Below are 18,964 nucleotides of genomic sequence, written 5' to 3' on the forward strand. Positions count from 1 at the left end.
ACAGACGCAGTTTTAGAGAAATAAGCCGTATCAGTTTGTGCTGTCTACCTGTCACTGCTCTATCTGATATGCTTTAAATCGAGCTTGTTGATCTCCCAACGCACCAACGGTTTATCCCATGAAACGCTACGAACAGTTTGCCGATGAGATAGCCACGCTGATTCGCCAGGGCGTGCTTGGCCCCGGGGAGCGTATTCCGTCGGTGCGCCAGGCTAGCCGTCATCATGGCATTAGTCCTTCTACGGTGTTTCAGGCTTACTACTTACTGGAAAACCAAGGGCTTATCACCGCGCGGGCGCGCTCGGGCTACTTTGTCCGTGAACACGCCCGACGTTTGCTGGAGGAACCCCGTGTAACACTGCAGCCCACCGACCCAGCGGAGGTGGAAGTCAGCGATTTGGTGTTCTCAGTGCTTGGCTCGCTTCAGGATGACCGAACGGTGCCCTTCGGCTCGGCTTTCCCTAGCCCCGAGCTGTTTCCGCTTTCACGTCTGGCCACCAGCATGACGCGGGGATTGCGCGCGCTATCGCCCCAGCAGGTCGTGGCCGATATGACCACCGGGCATACCGACCTCTGTCGGCAGATTGCGCTGCGATACATGCTGGGAGGCATTCAACTGCCGATGGAAGAGCTGGTGATTACCAATGGCGCGATGGAGGCGCTTAATCTAGCCTTGCAGTGCGTGACTCAGCCGGGGGATCTGGTAGCCATTGAGTCACCGGCGTTCTATGCCAGCCTGCAGGTATTGGAACGGTTGAAACTACGCGCGGTGGAGATTCCGGTGCACCCACGGGAGGGTATCGACCTTGAGGTGTTGGCAGAACGGCTGGAGACGCTGCCAATCAAAGCCTGCTGGTTTATGAGCCATCTGCAAAACCCAATCGGCGCCAGCCTGAGTAAAGAACGCAAGCAAGCACTTTATCGGTTATTAAAACAGCACCAAGTACCCATGCTTGAGGATGACGTGTATGCCGAGCTGTACTTTGGCAGCACGCCGCCCGCGCCAGTCAAAGCCTTCGATGATGAGGGCTTGGTCATCCACTGCAGCTCCTTTTCAAAATGCCTGGCACCCGGCTACCGGGTGGGTTGGGTAGCCGGCGGCCGCTATGCTCAGGCCATCTCACGGCTAAAGCTGATGACCACCATCTCACCTTCTGTGCCCGCTCAAGCGGCGATTGGCGACTATTTGCAGCACGGCGGTTATGACCGCCATTTGCGTAAACTCCGCCATGCCCTGGAAGCCCAACAAAGCAGCATGCTGGCAGCAGCGGATCGCTACTTTCCTGCCAATACCCGCATTACCCGCCCTTCGGGCGGCTACTTTTTATGGGTGGAGTTTCCCGAGCAGGTGGATTCGCTGCGACTATTCAATACGGCGCTCGACCATGGTGTTAGCTTAGCGCCAGGCCCGATCTTTTCCGCGACTCAGCAGTTTCGCCACTGCGTGCGCTTAAGCTATGGCCACCGTTGGACACAACGCAGCGAGCGCGGCATGGAAACGCTAGGGAAGTTGCTGGCCCTCATTTAAGGGGGGCGTTTCCATTTAGAAAACGCCCCCGTTGAACATCCACTTAAAGCAACTATAACAACCCTATTTTTTGGGTGTGTTGGAAGAAGTATGACTTTTAACGGATGGTTGGCGTCTTTTCTGCTGCGTATTTGCTACTTCTTCCTTACCCTTCGCCAGGTTGTCCTTAGCTTGCTCCCGACCCGTCTGCATGTTGTCCTTAACCTGCTCCGTACCCTGGTTCATGCTGGCCTTTAGCTGCTCCTTGCCCTGCTGCATGCCTTCCTCGATCTGCTCCTTGCCCTGCTGGATGCTGTCCTCAATCTGCTCCTTGCCCTGCTGCATATTTTCTTCGAGTTGTTGACGGCCGACTTGCATGCGCTCCATCGCCAGCTGTTGGCTTTCTTTCAGATATTCCTGGCTAAGAGTACTGATTTTTATGGCATCTTCCTTCAAGCGCTCGCGCATGTCGCGAATGGCTTGCTGCTGCTCTTCCAACACTTTCTGGAAGCTTTCGACGTCCCTGACGTCTAACCAAGCGCGGGATTGAGCCAGACCTTTATCAGCAAAAGAACGCACAGCATCAAACTGGGTTGAAACCAGTTGCTCATAATAATCCGTTGCCAGTGACCCATAGGCACGTAATGGCTCGATGGTGGAGCTTTCAATCTGGTCCTTGGCGCGGTTAGTTGCTTGCTTGGCAGAATGATCTCTGTTTTTCTTAGGCTTTTCAGTGCTCATCTAACACCTCCACGTTAAGTAACAGAAGAATTCAACACTGAACTGATAAATGGACATTGCCCAACGAAGCCCTGGCTTCGCCTTTATCAGCAGGATCAGGAACAAGCTCCGTTACCTCAATATTCTGAATTTTTTCCTTTCGTAACGTAACTTTTAAATGATCACTTTAAGCCTAGGCCAAAACGGCCAATCCTTCCGTGCGGCAGAACACCTAATGACCAACCAAGAAGCATCTTCGCTACATCCTTAAACCACCATCGCAATCAACAATCCTGCCGGTGAAGTAATCGTTGTCAATAATGAAGGCGACGCTCTGGGCAATATCGTCCGCCTGGCCAAGCTATTTGAGGGTCACAGCCTGCAATCTAAACTGACCCATTCTTGAATAGCCGCCTCAGACGCAAATTGAAATCCGAAGGATGCACATACTCCGAGACGCTGGACGAAGTGAGAAATGTATTAGCAAAAAAATATTTAGAATTAAATTGCTTTACAGTTGAAGACATCGCCAACCTACTGGGGTTTTTTGACGCTTCTAACTTTAGGGCTTCATTTAAGAGATGGAATAGCCTAAGTCCTAGCGAGTATCGAAGGCATAATATAAAGTAGCTTCATTAACCCTCTCGCTAAGCCTGAGCAGCAAGTGTTGCCTCTGCCTCTCACAATGTCGAGAAAAGGGTATTGCTCTGCCACGCCAATGCCATCTTACCGAGCTAATAAGCTCAATAAAATTACAATAATTCTTATAGCTAGACAGAATACCTTATTAAGATGGCACAAGCAGTAGGTCTTAAAGTTATCGCGGATATCCGTCATATATTAGAACGTATCGCAACCTCTGATATCTTGTATGCACTGCTCTCAAGGAATATGGTTATGGTGACAGCAACTACTGTTTACTTTATTTTTAATGATGAAGCGCCCAGCATTAGGGCGCGTCACTTGTGTTTTTTATAATTACTATTTATGCGAGTACATAGGTGTGCCACTAGCAAACCCCTTAGTTTTAAAAATCTGGGAACCTTCCCCACCATCCCAGTCGTTTGTAAAAATAAACAGGTCGTTCGTCCCAGGCTTGAAGACCATACTTGTTGACCGTAAGTTATGTCCTTCATCTCTTTTTGGTAAAAGGATTTGACCTATAGGCAATCCATTTCTATTGAAGACCATAACACGGGCTTGGCCATACATGGCAACATATACGTTACCGTCTATGTCAGTACGCATAGAGTCGGGCGTTCCGGCGAAATGATAAGGAACTGATGTGCCAAAAGGTGCTATTTCACCCGGACTAGCTAATGAAATTCTATGCAACCTGCCCGCACTGAGTTCAGATACCCAGACGATATCCTCTTCAGCATTCAATGCCACCCCATTCCCAATTGAAAGATTGGGAAGTACTGGAGTGATTTCGTTAAAGTCTGGGCTTACATATAGCATGCCACCATCAGGCTCAGATGAATTACCACTAAAATCAGTAAAGTAAAACCCTCCTTGTTCATCAAATACTAGATCATCAGGTAAATAGCCATGAGACTCATCAATTATCACTTCCATGTCATCGCCATCTGGGCTGATGGAGAAGACGGTCCCACCAGTCTCAAAATCCCCTAATCCCGCTATAAATAATTTTCCGTTATTATGAATTGCCAGCCCAGCGGCAGAATAATCATTCTTTTCTAATACAGTTGTTAATTCCATGTCAGGTGTAAGCTTAAAAACCCTTCCATCAAAAACCTCAACAAAGAAGAGATTACCTTCCTCATCAAAAGCAGGGCCCTCCAGTTGAATGCCCTCGTCTGACACTTTATACCAGGGCTCCGCAATGACTGTTTGCAAACTCTGTTCAGAAGGAGGAATGGGGAAGTTCATTAATGCCTCCCTCTCACCACCGTAGCCTAACCCTTCGCCCTCCTCTGCATAAACCGCCCCGCATGCCATTATGATACTAGCCAATAGGGTAGACAATAACGGTTGTATTTTTAAGCTCTTCATATCATTTCCTCTCTGTTGATTTTGTTTTTGTATTTGCATCTTTCCGCTACATTCTTAAACCACCATCGCACTCAACAATCCTGCCGGTGAAGTAATCGTTGTCAATAATAAAGGCGACGCTCTGGGCAATATCATCCGCTTGGCCAAGTTGTTTAAGTGGTATACCGCTGGCAAGTTTTTCTTGCATATCAGGGCGCATAGACGCCGTCATGGGAGTAACGATAAACCCTGGCGCTACGCTACCGGTACGAATCCCGTATTTAGCCAACTCTTTTGCCCACGTTACCGTGAGCGCATGCACACCCGCTTTGGCAGCAGCATAGTTGCTTTGGCCCATGTTTCCCGCCCGGGAAATGCTTGAGATGTTGACGATGACACCCCCTTTCCCCGATTCCACCATCTGACTAGCGGCTTCGCGCCCACACAGAAAAACGCCCGTTAAATTGACATCAATCACCCGCTTCCAAGCATCCAGCGACATACGCTTGGTTACCGCTCCGTCTTGGGCTTTTATTAATAGCGCGTCGTCAGTGATACCGGCGTTATTAATGCACCCTTCTACCGGCCCTAACCGAGCCGCAATATCAGCAAATGCAGTAATGACTGACTGCTCGTCTGATACATCTAGCGGGAAGCCATGGGCATTGATTCCCTGCGCAGTCAGCTCTGAGACCGCCTCATCTAAGGTAGTGGCATTTCTATCCAGCAACGCCACTACGGCCCCTCGCTTGCCTAAACGCTGAGCCGTAGCATAGCCAAGTCCGCTCGCGCCACCCGTAATCGCAATGACTTTATCAGTGACTTCCATTAATGATTCCTTAGTAGCTCTTATCGTCTTAAGGTTGTTTAAAAACCGACGTTGCTGGCACCTTTCAGTTGCAGCATTTCTCGCGCCTCGTCAGGCGTTGCTACTGCAAAGGAGAGTTCTTCAAGAATGTGACGTACCTTGGTGACCTGGCTGGCATTACTCTCGGCAAGTTGGCCGGGTGAGAGCCATAGCGAATCCTCCAGCCCAACCCGCACATGGCCACCCATTGCGGCAGACTGCGCGGCGATGCGCATCTGGTTGCTACCAGCACCCAGCACCGACCACTCATAGCTGTCTCCAAACAGCCGATCAGCGGTACGGCGCATATGGATAACATCTTCTGGATGCGGTCCGATGCCGCCGAGAATACCGAACACGCTTTGCACGAAAACGCGCCCGTCAATAAAGCCGCGATCCATCATATGGCGAAGGCTATAGAGGTGACCGATGTCATAGCACTCGCATTCGAAGCGGGTACCGTTCGCGGCGCCAAGCGTCATGGCCTTCTCGATGTCAGCGAAGGTGTTCTTGAACACCAAATCGCGACTGTTCTCCAGATGCTCTCTCTCCCACTCGTGCTGAAAGCTGTCGTAGCGGCTGAGCATGGGGAATAAGCCAAAGTTGATCGACCCCATGTTCATTGAAGCAAGCTCGGGCTTGAACTCCATGGCCGGACGCATGCGCTCTTCCACACTCATGTGTGGACTACCGCCGGTAGTGAGGTTAATCACCGCATTGGTGGCGCTCTTAAGGCGGGGCAGGATACGCTCAAAAACGGCGGGGTCCTGGGTAGGTTTGCCGGTAATAGGGTCGCGTGCATGCAAATGAATAATAGCGGCGCCCGCCTCGGCGGCGGCGATGCCTGCCTCGGCGATTTCTTCCGGCGTGACCGGCAAGTGCGGTGACATGGAAGGGGTATGAATAGCGCCGGTTAAGGCACAGGTAATGATGACTTTACGTTGAGTAGCCATGAAGATGTCTCTAATAAGTAGGGTGACGCAAAAGAAGCGCGAAGTCGGTTAAATCGTCTCGACGTTGGCGCAAACGCTCAGCGCCTGGCCCGAAATATTGGCGCCGCCGGGAGCGGACAAAAACAGCGCCATGGCAGCAATGTCAGTAGGCTCAACCATGCGCCGCATGGAAACATTAGACAGGATCTCCTGCTCCATCTCGGCGTAGCTGATGCCTCGCTTCTCCGCTCGGGCAGTAATGACTTGCTCGATGCGAGGCCCACGCACGATACCGGGCAGAATGGCGTTGACCCTCACACCGTCGGGGCCAAGCTCATTGGCTAAGCTCTTGGTAAGACCGACAATCGCCCATTTACTCGCCGAATAAGGGGTACGGTAGGCTAAGCCCAGGCGGCCAGCGACCGAGGCCATATTGATCAGCAGCCCCTGGCTCTCGCGCAGTAAGGGAGTGGCTCGATGGGCCACACGGTACTGGCCATTGAGGTTGATATTGATCGTGCGGTTCCAGCTTTCAGGATCGATATCTTCAATGCTCGCCGTTGGGCCCGCAATACCTGCGTTATTGACCACGACATCAAGCCCACCTAGATAAGCAGCCTCTTGAAACAAACGATCAACATCTGCTTCTTGGCTGACATCGGCCTTGGTATGGGTAATGCCAGCGGGCAGCGCAGCCAGCGCCTGATCATCAATATCACAGACATGGACACGGGCACCCGCTTCCTGAAAGGCTTGGGCAATCGCCAAACCGATGCCGTTAGCACCGGCGGTAATCAGGACTCTGAGTCCCGAACGTGGAATCAGGCTGTCTATCACTTTCATCGTCTAGTTACTCCATTGAAACTCGCTACAGACCCTGCGAAGTCGGAATGGGCCTGTCGTGGTTCGGTTTATCTGCTCATTAGCAAAGAGGGCAGGCCTGTTACCAATACCGGGAAGATGGCCATCAAGATGCAAGCCAGCACGATCAGAGCGACGAAGGGCACGACGGCTCGATAGAGATCGAGTGTCTCCACCCCAGGTGGTGCAACGCCTTTCAGATAGAACAGCGCATAGCCAAAAGGCGGGGTCAGGAACGATGTCTGTAACACCACTGCCACCATGACCACGAACCACAACACATCCACGCCCATGTCGGCGACGATCGGTAGCATGATGGGGAAACTCAGCAGCACGATACCCGTCCAGTCGAGGAACATTCCCAGGATGAAGACCAGAAATAGCATCAGGATCAACGCCCCCACGGTGCCACCGGGCATGGCCATGACGACATTGTGAATGACCTGCATACCACCACCGCGCGAAAAGACACCGGTGAAGGCGGTAGCCCCGACGAGAACCAACATCACCATCGTGGTGGTCTTGCTGGCATCGATCAGCGTGCGATAGCAGGTCGATATTTTCCGGTCACCAAAAATCATGAACAGCAGGAACGCGATAAAAACACCAATGGCTGAAGCTTCGGTAGCGGTGGCGATACCGGCAAACAGCGACCCCAAGACACCCAGAATCAGTGTCATCGGTGGCAGTACGTATTTAAGCAGCATGACCAACAGTTGGCGGGTAGAGACTTGGGCGCGCTCCTCAGCCGGTACCGGCGGGCCGTAACTAGGCTTGATATAGCAAATCACCAGCACATAAATGGCATACATCGCGCCCAGCATGACCCCAGGCACCAGCGCACCGGCAAACAGCGCCCCCACTGAGACTGGCGAGTAGCTAGCCATCAGTATCAGCATGATGCTCGGTGGAATCAGGATGCCCAAACAGCCGCTGGCCATGATCACGCCGGCACTTAGCTCTTTGTTATAGGAGTGCTTGAGCATGGGAACCAGCGCGATCATCCCCATCACGGCAATCGAGGCACCGACAATACCCGTGGTCGCGGCCAGCAGCACCGACACGATGACCACGGTGAGTGCCAAGCCACCGCGAAGATTAGCGAGCAGCAGGCGCATGGATTCAAACATCTTCTCAGTGACCCCTGAGTCATTGAGAAAGCGCGCCATGAGCACAAACAGCGGGATGGCCACCAAGACATAGTTATCCATGGCATTGCCATAGATGTTGTTGATGATGGTGCTAAGCACGCGCTCGCCGGGGCCTAGAAAGGCACCGATGACGGCAACGCCGCCCAATACGAAGGCCAGCGGATGCCCCATAAACAGGCCGATCAGTAACCCGCTGAACATCACCAGCGTCAGCAACTCGGGACTCAGGTTCATACGGTTTCCTCCCGCAGCTGCTGGGTAGCACGAATGACGATCGCGACGGCCTGTAGCAGGATCAGTACCGCAGCCACCATGATCACCCCTTTGATGGGATAGACAGGAAGCGAGACCATGCCGTAGGTCGTTTCGCCGCGGCTGTAAGAGCGCTCAAAAAATGCCCAGCCGAACGTGATCATTAGCCAAATAAAGGGTACGAAGAAAACCAGATAGCCGACGAGTTCGAGCACTGCCTGCTTGCGGCGGGACAATAACCGCTTAAGCACGTCGACCTCGACATGAGCGTGATGGCGTAATGCAAACGCAGCCATCAGCATGAAGTGAGCACCAAACAACATCTTGGTGACCTCAAACGCCCAATCACTGGGGCGGCCTGCCAAGAAACGCATGGCGATGTCATAAATAACGATAATGGTGATGACAGCAAGAAGCGGGGCTATCAAGCGACCGAATCCTTCGTTGAGGGCGTCAATGGCCCTGGCAATGGCATTCATGGTGAGGATCTCGGAATAGGTCAGATCAAACAGGTCGTCAGTAAGCGCTGGAAGCAATGTGGGTGAGCCCATCAGGGCCCACCCACGCTTAGCTTACTTACTGATTCATGCAGGCTTCGAGATCTTCAATCGAGGGAAGATCATCAGTGACGCGGCTCATGTTGAAAGGCGCGGAGATGTCACGCCAAGTCGCATAGTGCTCCATGTAGCTGATCATGGAGTGATAGACCTTGGCATGGTCTGGATGCTCGCAAGCACCGCGTACAATCACCTCGTTGGTAATTTCTTGAATGCGGGCCAAATCCTCTTCAGAGAACTGGTTAATGGTAATGCCCGCATCGATGAACTTCTGGGTAGCGTCGGTAGACTGCCGCTCCGACCACGCCAATGACCAACCCATGGTGGCATCAGCCGCCATCTCAAGCTTTTTCTGCGTATCTTCGGAAAGCGCATCCCAGGCATCTTTATTGATCATGACCCCGAATACCGTGGCAGACTGATGCCAGCCCGGTGTCGCCCAATAGTCCGCTACTTCAGCTAAACCAACGCTATAGTCAATGCCCGGCGCTGAGAATTCCGCGGCGTCGACTACCCCGCGCTCAATTGCCTGATAGACTTCGCTGCCCGCCAGTGTGACCTGGGAACCGCCTAACTGCTCCATCACACGGCCCTGGTCTCGGCCGGCAATACGCAGGCGCTTACCTTCAAGGTCAGCGATGCTTTCAATCGGCGTGCGGCCCATGAAGCCGGACTCGTTATTCAATACGCCATAAGGAAGATAAACCAGACCAAACTGGCCATAGATCTCTTGGTACAGCTCACGTCCGCCCCACTGCTGAATCCAGTTGAAGTAGTCCAGGGCATTAAACAGACTGGTTGTCGTAGCCAGTGGTGAAAATGCCGGGTTTAGACCCGCCCAATAACCTGGCCAATCACCTGAAGCCTCGATACTGCCCGTTTCAGTGGCATCGAATACTTCAGTGCCAGGCATGAGTGTGCCACCGGGATGAAACTCAATCTGTAACGCATCACCGGCGATATTGTTGACCATATCGACCCAATGCCGGTCTATTTTTACCGCATCAATGTTCTCCGGCCAGGTAGACGTCATCGTCCAGCTTTGCTGATCTTGAGCATTAGCAGTGAGAGAAATCAGGCTGGCACCGAGAGCCAAGCCAGTGAGGATAAGGGCGCTCTGCGTTTTCATATTATTTTCCTTCCGATAACCGTCAGCTTTAAGCTGATTTTTGTTGTAAAAAATTCTGCGATAGCGGTGTATCCCAGGCGATCACACTAGCCATAAGTCTAATGTCAGTTACTTAGCTTGGAGGGTTAGTGGCGCCTTATTGCGTGAAGCTACTCTACAAAGTTACGCTAGGATCAAGGAAGGTCTAAATCGGTCTTCGTGAGGTCTTTTTCGGACATTTCAGCGAGCGTCAATGATGGCCAGTTTCCAAGCTAACCTATTGAATCAAAAGATATATGCGCCTTATAAAATTGCGGCTTTGCTCGATACGGTCGCTGAGCAGGGTATTTCGTCTGAAAAAGTTCTCAAAGGACTGAGCTTAAGCCAAGCGGCACTGACAGACCCCGCCACGCTGGTGTCTATCAAACAGTATGTAGACGCTTGCACTAATGTCATTGAGGCAGGCGCTAATCTCTCTACACCTTTTGAGACGGCCACTCGATTACATTTAACCGCTTACGGCATGTACGGGTACGCCCTTCTTACCAGCCCTACGATGCGGGACTATTTCAACTTTGGGGTAAAATATCACCCCTTAGCCACCCCGACGCTATATATGACATGGCGAGAAACGGAAGCATCTGCTGTGTTTGAATTTAAAGAGACTTACTCTTATATAAAAAGTATCAAAACGCGTAATTTCTTAATTCAGCAGCAGATGGCTCAAAACATTACTCATATCCGCGATGCGGCTGGCTCAAGCCTGTTTCCTATCAAAGCATTACTGTCTTACCCAGGAAAAGACGTTGAGCAGATTCATGAGAAGTATTTATTGTGCGACTGTTACTTCAATCAAGACGTCAACGAAATTCATTACCCTAAACAAATACTCGACCAGTCCCCCCTACTAGGCAACCAGCTTTCAATAAAGCTACTTCAAGAAACCTGCAACCAACTGCTTGGCCGAACAAAGATGTCATCGGGGATTACCGGCGAGGTATATCAAATACTGCTGATGTCACCGAATAGCTTTCCTACCATGGAAGCCGTCGCTAACCTGCTGTGTATCACCACACGAACATTGAGAAGAAAATTGGACGCGGAGCTAACGAGCTATCGGGAAATACTCGATGACGCCCGCTGCACGCTGGCAACCGAGTACCTGCTGGTCACCAAAATGAGCACCGAGGATATAGCCGCAAGGCTAGGCTTTAGCGACAGTGCTAATTTTCGTAGAGCCTTTCGACGTTGGACAGGCAAAACGCCCCATCAAGTGCGTGCGGAGTCTCAACAACATTAGCCAACAAGGGTGGGCCCACATCGACCCACCCTGGCAAACTTATTGGTTCATGCAAGACTCAAGTGCTTCCAGCGAAGGAAGGTCATCGGTTACGCGGCTCATGTTGTATGGCACAGACACATCCCGCCAAGTCGCATATTGCTGCATGTAGCTAACCATAGAGTGGTAGACCTTGGCATGCAGTGGATCTTCACAGGCTCCCTGCAGGATAACCTCATTGGTCATGCGCTGGATCTCGGCCAAGTCTTCCTCAGGAAGCTGGTGGATTTCTACGCCCGCATCAATAAACTTTTGAGTCGCCTCGGTAGATTCACGCTCTGACCACGCCAATGACCACGTCATGGTAGCCATCGTGGCGACTTTCAGCTTCTCTTGCGTCTCCTCGGTAAGAGCATCCCAGGCATCTTTATTAATCATCACACCAAACACACTGGCAGATTGATGCCAACCAGGCACAGACCAGTGGTCGGCAACCTCAGCAAAACCAGCAGAGTAATCCACCCCAGGCGACGAAAACTCTCCAGCGTCAACCACACCCCGCTCAATTGCCTGGTAAACCTCACCGCCCGCTAGCGTTACCTGTGATCCGCCCAGCTTTTCAAGCACTCGTCCCTGATCACGACCTGAGAGACGCAGCCGCTTACCGTCAAGATCGGCGATGCTTTCGATCGGCGTGCGCCCCATGAAACCTGATTCGTTGTTAAGAATGCCGTAAGGCAAGTAAACCATATTGTATTCACCATAAACCTCTTGATAGAGCTCCCAGCCGCCCCACTGGTTAATCCAATTAAGATAATCAGCGGCGTTAAACAGACTAGGAGTAGAAGCCAATGGAGAAAACGCAGGACTGAGCCCCGCCCAATAGCCGGGCCAATCGCCAGCAGCATCAATACTCCCCGTCTCGGTGGCATCGAAGACCTCGGTGCCGGGCATAAGCGTGCCGCCAGCACGGAAATTAATTTGCAACTCTTCGCCAGCCAGTTGATTAACTAGCTCTACCCAATGGCGATCGACCTCGACGAGCGCAATATTGTCAGGCCACGTGGTTGTCATCGTCCACTGCACCTGAGCCTGGGCGGCAGTGCTAATAGATGCGAGTGCTATACCAACGGCGATCCCGGTAAGTTTAATGGCACGCTGAGTTTTCATATTGTTTCCTGCCTTATTAAAGTAGCTTGAATCAAGTTTATTGTTGGGTAAAAATCAGGCGTTACGTTTATTTACTCTTTTAAAGCGTCAATGAGCCGATTATTCAGATTTTTTCGTACGTTGTCCGCTTTTTCTGGAGGCCAGTTTTGCAGTCCCTTTCCACTTTCCATGCCTAAACAACCTTGTTTAATAAGGTCTTCAACCATGGGTCTTGGGGATTGCTCATTACAAAGATGAGGAAAGATAAATTGATGAACCTGCTGAATAAGTTCAAGTCCGACTAAATCTGCGTTTTCCATGGGACCAAGAAATGGCATGCGCATACCAAAACTATTTTTGACCACAATATCTATAGTTTCAGCATCACAAACACCTATTGAAACTAGGTATAAAGCCTCGCGCCACATAGCATGTTGCAGCCTATTACCAATAAACCCCGGCACATCCTGAAAAACCTTTACAGGCTGCTTTCCTATATTAATAATCAGATCGAAGGTAGTTTCAAAAACAACATTATCGGTGAAAGGTGTCTTTATAATTTCAACCAGAGGAATAAGATGAGGAGGGTTCCACCAATGCGTGCCAACAAGACGCGACCGCACTGTATCACTTAATTTTTCGCCAATATCAGTAATGGGTATTACGGAGGTATTACTTGCTAGAATTGCATGCGAAGGTGCCAGCTTTGCCAATGATGCAAACAACTCTTGCTTTAACGAAAGGTTTTCCGTTACCGCTTCGATGATAAAGTCTGCAGAAGAGACAGCACTGGCAATATCTGAGCATAACTCTATATTATCGAGTACTGGTTTAGAATCTACATCCATTTGGAGTAGGTTCTTCTCAATAAGCAATGGTGCAAGCTCAAGCGTCTTCTTATCAACATCAAACAGAGATACAGCGTGGCCTGCCTGCGCAAACGTCTGCGCAATTCCGTGCCCCATTAGGCCGGCACCAACAACGCATATATTGACAGGTGAGTTCATGAAAATCCTTCTTATAGAGCTATGGAAGCCTTGTTTTGTAGCGCTACTCTACAAAGGTATCCTCGCCCTGAGGAAGGTCGAAAACGGCCTTAAAGGGGCCTTTTTCGGACATTCAGAAATGACCCATTATGACTAGCTCTCAAACCAAATTACTGAATAAAAAGATTTATTCACCTTATAAAATTGCGGCGTTAGTGGCGACGGCCACTGAGCAGGGAATTGCGGTGGGTGAAATACTGAAGGGGCTTAGACTAAATCAAGATGCACTTACAAACCCAGGAACACTGGTTTCGATAAAACAGTATATCGACGCTTGCACAAATGCTATTGATGCGGGGGTCAATTTTTCAACACCTTTTGAGACAGGCGTTAAACTGCATTTAACCGCTTATGGGATGTATGGGTACGCTCTTCTCTCAAGTCCAACCATCAGAGACTATTTTAATTTTGGCGTAAAATACCACCCTTTAGCCACACCAACGCTAAACATGACTTGGAGGGAAACGAAAGAGTCTGCCATCTTTGAATTTAGAGAGACCCATGCTTATGTTAAAAACATAAAAATAAGATATTTCCTCATACAGCAACAGATGGCCCAAAATGTTACTCATATACGTGATGTCGCGGGTCAAGGCCTCTTGCCTACAAAAGCCTTATTAACTTATTCAGGAGAGGGGATCGAAACTATACATGAACAATATTTAGGCTGCGAATGCCACTTCAATCAAAAGGTAAATGAACTACATTTCCCACAATCAATTCTCGACCAATCTCCTTTGCTAGGTAACCAACTTTCCATACAGTTACTCCAAGAGACCTGCAATCAACTGTTGGGTCGTACCAAGATGTCATCCGGCATTAGTGGCGAAGTTTATCAAATTCTCATGATGTCTCCGAACAGCTTTCCAGATATGGAAACCGTCGCAAATCAGCTGTGCATTACATCACGCACTCTAAGAAGAAAACTGGAGGCGGAGGCGACCAGCTACAGGGCAATACTGGATGATGCTCGCTGTACGTTAGCCATCGAGTACCTGCTGGTAACAAGGATGAACACCGACGATATAGCGAAAAGACTAGGCTTTAGCGACAGCGCACATTTTCGAAGAGCATTCAGGCGCTGGACGGGAAAGCCGCCCTCTCATGTCAGAAAAGAATCAAAAATTTAACCTGCTGTATTACCTTCTTTTTCTAATTGCAAGATTTCGTATCGCCCCTCGTTCGCGTTTGTTTTATAGTCGAGCAATGCTAACAGGATAACCCTAGCCTATGGCCGTTGACCTACAAGCGCTCTACCCCAAGCTGGTTCATCTGATGCTGGACACCGTTTTCGTCGTCGATGAGCACAACCATATCGTATTTGTAAGTGATGCCTGTGAGTCGCTGCTCGGCTACCGTGCCGACGAAATGATAGGTAACTTGATTACCAACTACATGCACCCTGACGATCTAGCCGTCACTCGGGACTCCATTCACAGGGTAATGAACGGCCAACCCCACATTGATTACCGTAATCGGTATCTTCATAAAGAGGGCGGTATCGTTCATATATTATGGTCTGCTCGCTGGTACGAAAAGGAGCGAGTGCGCATTGGTGTTGCACGAGATGTAACAGCGCTCATGCAGACCGAGGAAGAGTTGCGTTTTCTTGCCCACCATGACCCGCTGACACAGCTGACCAACCGATCACTGTTCTACGATCGATTAGCCCTTGGCCTGAGTTCCGCTCATCGTAACCAGACTTTTCTTGCCTTACTGTACTTGGATATTAATGATTTCAAAGTGATTAATGATACCCAAGGGCATGCGGCTGGCGATCGAATACTCTGCACGGTGGCTCAACGGCTGGAAAGCTGTGTGAGAGAAACCGACACGGTGGCCCGAATGGGCGGCGATGAGTTCACGGTTCTGCTCACGGATATACAGTCTAAAGAAGCCATTACAGCGCAGGTAGAGTACATTAATAGGATCATTAGTGAGCCGCTGAGCGCCGAGTACGGTGAGTTCAACATGCCTTCCTGCAGTATCGGGGTGGCCTGCTATCCGATGGATGGGGAAGATGCCGACACCCTGCTAAGCCATGCAGATAGCCATATGTATCGGATTAAGAGGGATCGCTTGACAGTGGGGCAAACGACTACGGGGTAAGAAACCACTCATTAGCTTGACGGTCTTCAAGTGTTAGCGTTTAAAATTAAAAAAATTATTTATGACCGGTTAAACAGTTATTCAAACACTAATAAAGGCCAATCAAATACTAATGGAAAAAGTAGCCATATTTATCGATATCCAAAATGTCTATTACACCTCGCGCGAAGCCTATGGTCGAAACTTTGACTACAATAAATTTTGGCAAAAAGCCACTGACCATAGAGAAGTCGTACAAGCCTTTTGCTACGCCATCGATAGGGGTGACAAAAAGCAAAGGGAATTTCAAAACATACTCCGAGCCATTGGTTTTAATGTGAAATTGAAACCATTCATTCAACGCTCGGATGGTTCGGCCAAAGGTGATTGGGATGTAGGGATTACCCTCGACGCGATGGAGTACGCCGAGCAAGCAGATGTTATTGTGCTAGTCTCGGGTGATGGAGACTTCGATCTACTCGTCAATAAAATCCGCGCTAAACTTGGGAAAAGAGTTGAAGTTTACGGCGTTCCAAAACTGACGGCAGCGTCTTTAATGAATGAAGCCAGTGAATTTATCGCCATCGATAAGTCGCTTTTGCTGGCTTAACCTAATATTAATTAAAAACTTTAATTTCAATCATTACCTATTTATTATTCCAATGCTACATAAGCATTCACTGATTTTACTTCTGAGCGCTTGAGAAAATCATCAACTCCAAGCAAACGCAAAAGTTCTACAGTTACTCTACAGTTTAATTGCCATTTGTAACCTTATGGACTAACTTAGTTACAACGGGTGCGCTAATAACTTTTCTAATGCTGGCCGACTCAATCGCTCCTGGATATCTCTGACTGTGGCTCAGCTCACTTGGTGCGCTCCAATCTCAGCACAGTCAATTTGGGTCGGCCAGCAAGGAGGACATCGAATGTCGGTTACATCAGAAAAGCAATTACCCGAAGCAGTCGCGGCTTGGCGTGATCCGGAAATGGACTCGGTAAAAGGCACCGAGACCCCCAAAGATCCGAACAAAGGCTATATCGCTCTACTTGGCTGGAGTGTCAACGCGATTAAGGCGGCGCAGAAATTTGACCGCCGTTATATCGTCGTTGCGCCTGAGTGGGCCGCGGATTTCTGTACTGCCAACAATATCCCTTTTATCCCGTGGGATTTTATCCGGTTGAATGACCGGTCCATGGAAATCGCCGAAAGGTTGAAGGAAGAAGGCGTCGATGTCGCCATTCCGCTTTTTGAAGAAACCGTTGAGTGGTCCGGCGCCATCAACTCGGTTCTTCTCGACAGCCCGCGCATGTACGGGCAGTCCATTCTGTTTCGTGACAAGGCGTTGATGAAACGTCGCGCTCAACTTGGCGGTATTCGTGTAGGTATCTTCGAAGAAGCGCATGAAAAAGAAGACATCGTTCGCTTCATGAAGCGTGTTAACCAAACACTGCTAAAACTTGATGGGGACCCGGACGACCCGATTCACGTCAAAGCATTCGACAAAGCCGGTTGCCTCGGTCACCGCATGATCCGCACGATCGAAGAGATCGACAACATTCCGGACGAAGAATATCCCCTGTTGATGGAAAGCCACCTGGATGGCTGGGAGTTCGCCGTTGAGGCCTGGATTCACGATGGTAAAATCCAGTTTCTGAACATTTCGGAATACGTGACGCTCGGTTATTCAGTGTTCGTTCCCGCGACCGCGGAACTCGAAAGCTGGCGCAACGCGATCACGAAGCAAATCGAGTTATTGATTAAAACGTTTGATATTCAGTTCGGCTTGATTCACCCCGAGTACTTCGTCACGGCCGATGGTGAAATGTACTTTGGCGAAGTTGCCTATCGTCCGCCAGGCTTCAAAGCGTTTGAGTTGATCGAAAAAGCCTACGGATTCAACGCTTATCAGGCATCCATGCTGGTGTTCGATCCGAAAAGCACGAAAGAGGAAGTGGCGGCATTTTTCCCCCGCGAAGTGGTCGACGCGAAAGGCTACGCCGGTTGCTTCGGTGTATATCCTCGTCGCCGTGTGGTTAGCAAGCTGGAAATGCCTGAAGCAACGATTAACCACCCGTATTTCGAGTCGCACGAACTGGTCGCGCCTACGGAAGAAACGGTACCTGACCGTTCGGCCTTCGGAACACACTGGGGCTTAATCTTCTTCTTCGGTGACGACCCCATCAAGATGCGCGACCTGCTAAAAGCGCAGGAGGATCTTGATTTCTACGTGTAGAGATTCGTTTAAGTAATACGTTTCACCATGGGCGCGCTATCAGCATCTGAGACACTCAAACTCAAGATGCTGGTAGCGCGCCCTATTTTTTGCCAGCGTTCGCTCTGTCTACCGAGTGAAGATGCCTTAAGATAGTGGCATGACTCCCCCCTTGGCCAAGGCCGAGGTATATACGCGTGGTTTACTGATGAGAGATGCGATGCGTCTGCCTTACTTGTTGCACCTGCTGTTGATGTTCCCCCTATTACTGCTGGCTGGCTGCGATCAGACGCCAACCGGGCGTTCACAACTGGCCCTGGTACCGGAGAACCTGATGGCACAGATGGGCGAGGATGCCTTCGAGCAACTGCGCCGCGACCAACCCGTGTCTCAGAACACCTCCATTAACCGTCAGATACAGTGCGTGGCCCAAGAGATAATCACCGCTGCCGAGTCCGTCTATCCTGCCGCCGACCTGCCCGAAGCCTGGGAGATTGTTGTTTTTGAAGATCCTTCACCCAACGCCTTCGCCCTTCCAGGTGGCCGTATCGGCGTGCATTCGGGCCTGCTGAGCGTGGCCGAGACCCCGAGCCAACTGGCAGCGGTGATCGGTCACGAGGTGGCGCATGTGCTGGCTGACCATGGCAATGAGCGCCTTACCCAGCAGCTGGGTATTAAGGCAGTGCTGTTGCTGGTAGGTTTTTTAGGTGAAGGAGACCTAGGGCAGCAACAGTTGATGCAGGCATTGGGCCTGGGCGCGCAGCTCGGTATCAGCCTGCCGTTCAGCCGCGCCCACGAGGAGGAGGCCGATCTGATGGGCTTGGCGGTCATGGCGCAAGCAGGATTCGACCCGCTAGATAGCGTGGCGTTGTGGCGAAACATGGCCGCTGCCGGTAGTGGTCAGCCCCCCGAATTTCTCTCTACTCACCCTGCACACAGAACGCGTATCGAGGCATTGAATCAAGCAATGGAGGAAGCCGTGGCAAGCTACCGCGACGTCCCCCCGGCTGACTGTTAAGGATAGGCAGTGAGCAGAACCTTCAGCCTTTCTCTGCTCACAAATGTTGTGTGGGGGAGCGAACGATATAAAGCTGCTATTAAACGCAATGCGGCAGTTTCATTATTTTATGTTAAGAAGCTTCTTAGCCTTTTTTATTTAGACCAAACACTCTATTCAGCTCAAACGGTGCAAATCAACCGGGCCTTTGTTGGATAGCGGTTATACTGAGGTTTAGCGAACTCAAGAGCGAGTGCAA

Annotated in this window: 18 protein-coding genes and 1 pseudogene; 8 read left to right on the forward strand and 11 right to left on the reverse strand. The window is 50.4% G+C overall.

Annotated elements, in window-relative coordinates; genetic code table 11:
• Window positions 1-118 precede the first annotated feature (118 nt).
• Complete coding sequence (gene mapR / locus AC5TBW_RS17575) at window positions 119-1,528, forward strand: GntR family transcriptional regulator MpaR (protein WP_495509798.1); 1,410 nt, start codon at window positions 119-121, stop codon at window positions 1,526-1,528.
• A gap of 63 nt (window positions 1,529-1,591) precedes the next feature.
• On the opposite strand, the gene AC5TBW_RS17580 is transcribed toward mapR, so the two are convergent.
• Both AC5TBW_RS17580 and AC5TBW_RS17585 read right to left on the reverse strand, forming a co-directional pair.
• The gene (locus AC5TBW_RS17580) at window positions 1,592-2,248 is read right to left on the reverse strand and encodes a phasin family protein (RefSeq protein ID WP_495509799.1); all 657 of its coding nucleotides are present in this window, start codon (window positions 2,246-2,248) and stop codon (window positions 1,592-1,594) included.
• Between the two features lie 238 nt (window positions 2,249-2,486).
• Window positions 2,487-2,588 (reverse strand): annotated as a pseudogene (locus AC5TBW_RS17585) (short chain dehydrogenase); the annotation flags it as partial.
• A 41-nt stretch (window positions 2,589-2,629) separates the two neighbouring features.
• Here AC5TBW_RS17585 and AC5TBW_RS17590 point away from each other — a divergent pair.
• On the forward strand, window positions 2,630-2,857 hold the full coding sequence (locus AC5TBW_RS17590) for a helix-turn-helix domain-containing protein (RefSeq protein ID WP_495509800.1): 228 nt from the start codon (window positions 2,630-2,632) through the stop codon (window positions 2,855-2,857).
• Between the two features lie 351 nt (window positions 2,858-3,208).
• On the opposite strand, the gene AC5TBW_RS17595 is transcribed toward AC5TBW_RS17590, so the two are convergent.
• From AC5TBW_RS17595 to dctP (AC5TBW_RS17625), 7 genes are all read right to left on the reverse strand, one after another.
• Window positions 3,209-4,282 carry an SMP-30/gluconolactonase/LRE family protein gene (locus tag AC5TBW_RS17595; protein ID WP_495509801.1) on the reverse strand — a complete coding sequence of 358 codons (1,074 nt, stop codon included), beginning with the start codon at window positions 4,280-4,282 and terminating at the stop codon, window positions 3,209-3,211.
• A gap of 7 nt (window positions 4,283-4,289) precedes the next feature.
• Window positions 4,290-5,051: an SDR family NAD(P)-dependent oxidoreductase gene (locus AC5TBW_RS17600; RefSeq protein ID WP_495509802.1), complete on the reverse strand. Its 762-nt coding sequence runs from the start codon at window positions 5,049-5,051 to the stop codon at window positions 4,290-4,292.
• Between the two features lie 38 nt (window positions 5,052-5,089).
• On the reverse strand, window positions 5,090-6,022 hold the full coding sequence (gene kce, locus AC5TBW_RS17605; RefSeq protein WP_495509803.1) for a 3,5-dioxohexanoate:acetyl-CoA acetone transferase: 933 nt from the start codon (window positions 6,020-6,022) through the stop codon (window positions 5,090-5,092).
• A gap of 48 nt (window positions 6,023-6,070) precedes the next feature.
• Window positions 6,071-6,844, reverse strand: a complete 774-nt coding sequence (locus tag AC5TBW_RS17610) for an SDR family oxidoreductase (RefSeq protein ID WP_495509804.1) — start codon at window positions 6,842-6,844, stop codon at window positions 6,071-6,073.
• Between the two features lie 68 nt (window positions 6,845-6,912).
• Window positions 6,913-8,247 (reverse strand): TRAP transporter large permease, encoded by a 1,335-nt coding sequence (locus AC5TBW_RS17615; protein WP_495509805.1) that lies wholly within the window; start codon window positions 8,245-8,247, stop codon window positions 6,913-6,915.
• On the reverse strand, window positions 8,244-8,744 hold the full coding sequence (locus AC5TBW_RS17620; RefSeq protein ID WP_495511987.1) for a TRAP transporter small permease subunit: 501 nt from the start codon (window positions 8,742-8,744) through the stop codon (window positions 8,244-8,246). The genes AC5TBW_RS17615 and AC5TBW_RS17620 overlap by 4 nt, the downstream gene beginning before the upstream one ends.
• A 97-nt stretch (window positions 8,745-8,841) precedes the next feature.
• Entirely contained in the window at window positions 8,842-9,951 is a 1,110-nt protein-coding gene (dctP, locus tag AC5TBW_RS17625) for a TRAP transporter substrate-binding protein DctP (RefSeq protein ID WP_495509806.1), read from the reverse strand.
• A gap of 232 nt (window positions 9,952-10,183) precedes the next feature.
• On the opposite strand from dctP (AC5TBW_RS17625), the gene AC5TBW_RS17630 reads away from it, so the two are divergent.
• On the forward strand, window positions 10,184-11,230 hold the full coding sequence (locus AC5TBW_RS17630; RefSeq protein ID WP_495509807.1) for an AraC family transcriptional regulator: 1,047 nt from the start codon (window positions 10,184-10,186) through the stop codon (window positions 11,228-11,230).
• Between the two features lie 39 nt (window positions 11,231-11,269).
• Here the strand turns inward: AC5TBW_RS17630 and dctP (AC5TBW_RS17635) are convergent, their stop codons facing one another.
• Both dctP (AC5TBW_RS17635) and AC5TBW_RS17640 read right to left on the reverse strand, forming a co-directional pair.
• Window positions 11,270-12,379 (reverse strand): TRAP transporter substrate-binding protein DctP, encoded by a 1,110-nt coding sequence (gene dctP, locus AC5TBW_RS17635; RefSeq protein WP_495509808.1) that lies wholly within the window; start codon window positions 12,377-12,379, stop codon window positions 11,270-11,272.
• A 71-nt stretch (window positions 12,380-12,450) separates the two neighbouring features.
• Window positions 12,451-13,365, reverse strand: a complete 915-nt coding sequence (locus AC5TBW_RS17640) for a 3-hydroxyacyl-CoA dehydrogenase family protein (RefSeq protein WP_495509809.1) — start codon at window positions 13,363-13,365, stop codon at window positions 12,451-12,453.
• A gap of 128 nt (window positions 13,366-13,493) precedes the next feature.
• On the opposite strand from AC5TBW_RS17640, the gene AC5TBW_RS17645 reads away from it, so the two are divergent.
• From AC5TBW_RS17645 to AC5TBW_RS17665, 5 genes are all read left to right on the forward strand, one after another.
• Window positions 13,494-14,534 carry an AraC family transcriptional regulator gene (locus tag AC5TBW_RS17645; RefSeq protein WP_495509810.1) on the forward strand — a complete coding sequence of 347 codons (1,041 nt, stop codon included), beginning with the start codon at window positions 13,494-13,496 and terminating at the stop codon, window positions 14,532-14,534.
• 100 nt (window positions 14,535-14,634) lie between these two features.
• Window positions 14,635-15,513: a diguanylate cyclase domain-containing protein gene (locus tag AC5TBW_RS17650; protein ID WP_495509811.1), complete on the forward strand. Its 879-nt coding sequence runs from the start codon at window positions 14,635-14,637 to the stop codon at window positions 15,511-15,513.
• 112 nt (window positions 15,514-15,625) lie between these two features.
• Window positions 15,626-16,102, forward strand: coding sequence for a LabA-like NYN domain-containing protein (locus AC5TBW_RS17655; protein ID WP_495509812.1), 477 nt, complete (start codon window positions 15,626-15,628; stop codon window positions 16,100-16,102).
• Window positions 16,103-16,421: 319 nt separating this feature from the next.
• Entirely contained in the window at window positions 16,422-17,729 is a 1,308-nt protein-coding gene (locus AC5TBW_RS17660; protein ID WP_495509813.1) for an ATP-grasp domain-containing protein, read from the forward strand.
• A 199-nt stretch (window positions 17,730-17,928) separates the two neighbouring features.
• Window positions 17,929-18,726 (forward strand): M48 family metallopeptidase, encoded by a 798-nt coding sequence (locus tag AC5TBW_RS17665; protein WP_495511988.1) that lies wholly within the window; start codon window positions 17,929-17,931, stop codon window positions 18,724-18,726.
• Window positions 18,727-18,964 lie beyond the last annotated feature (238 nt).

The sequence above is a fragment of the Vreelandella sp. ssv genome (assembly GCF_059448525.1).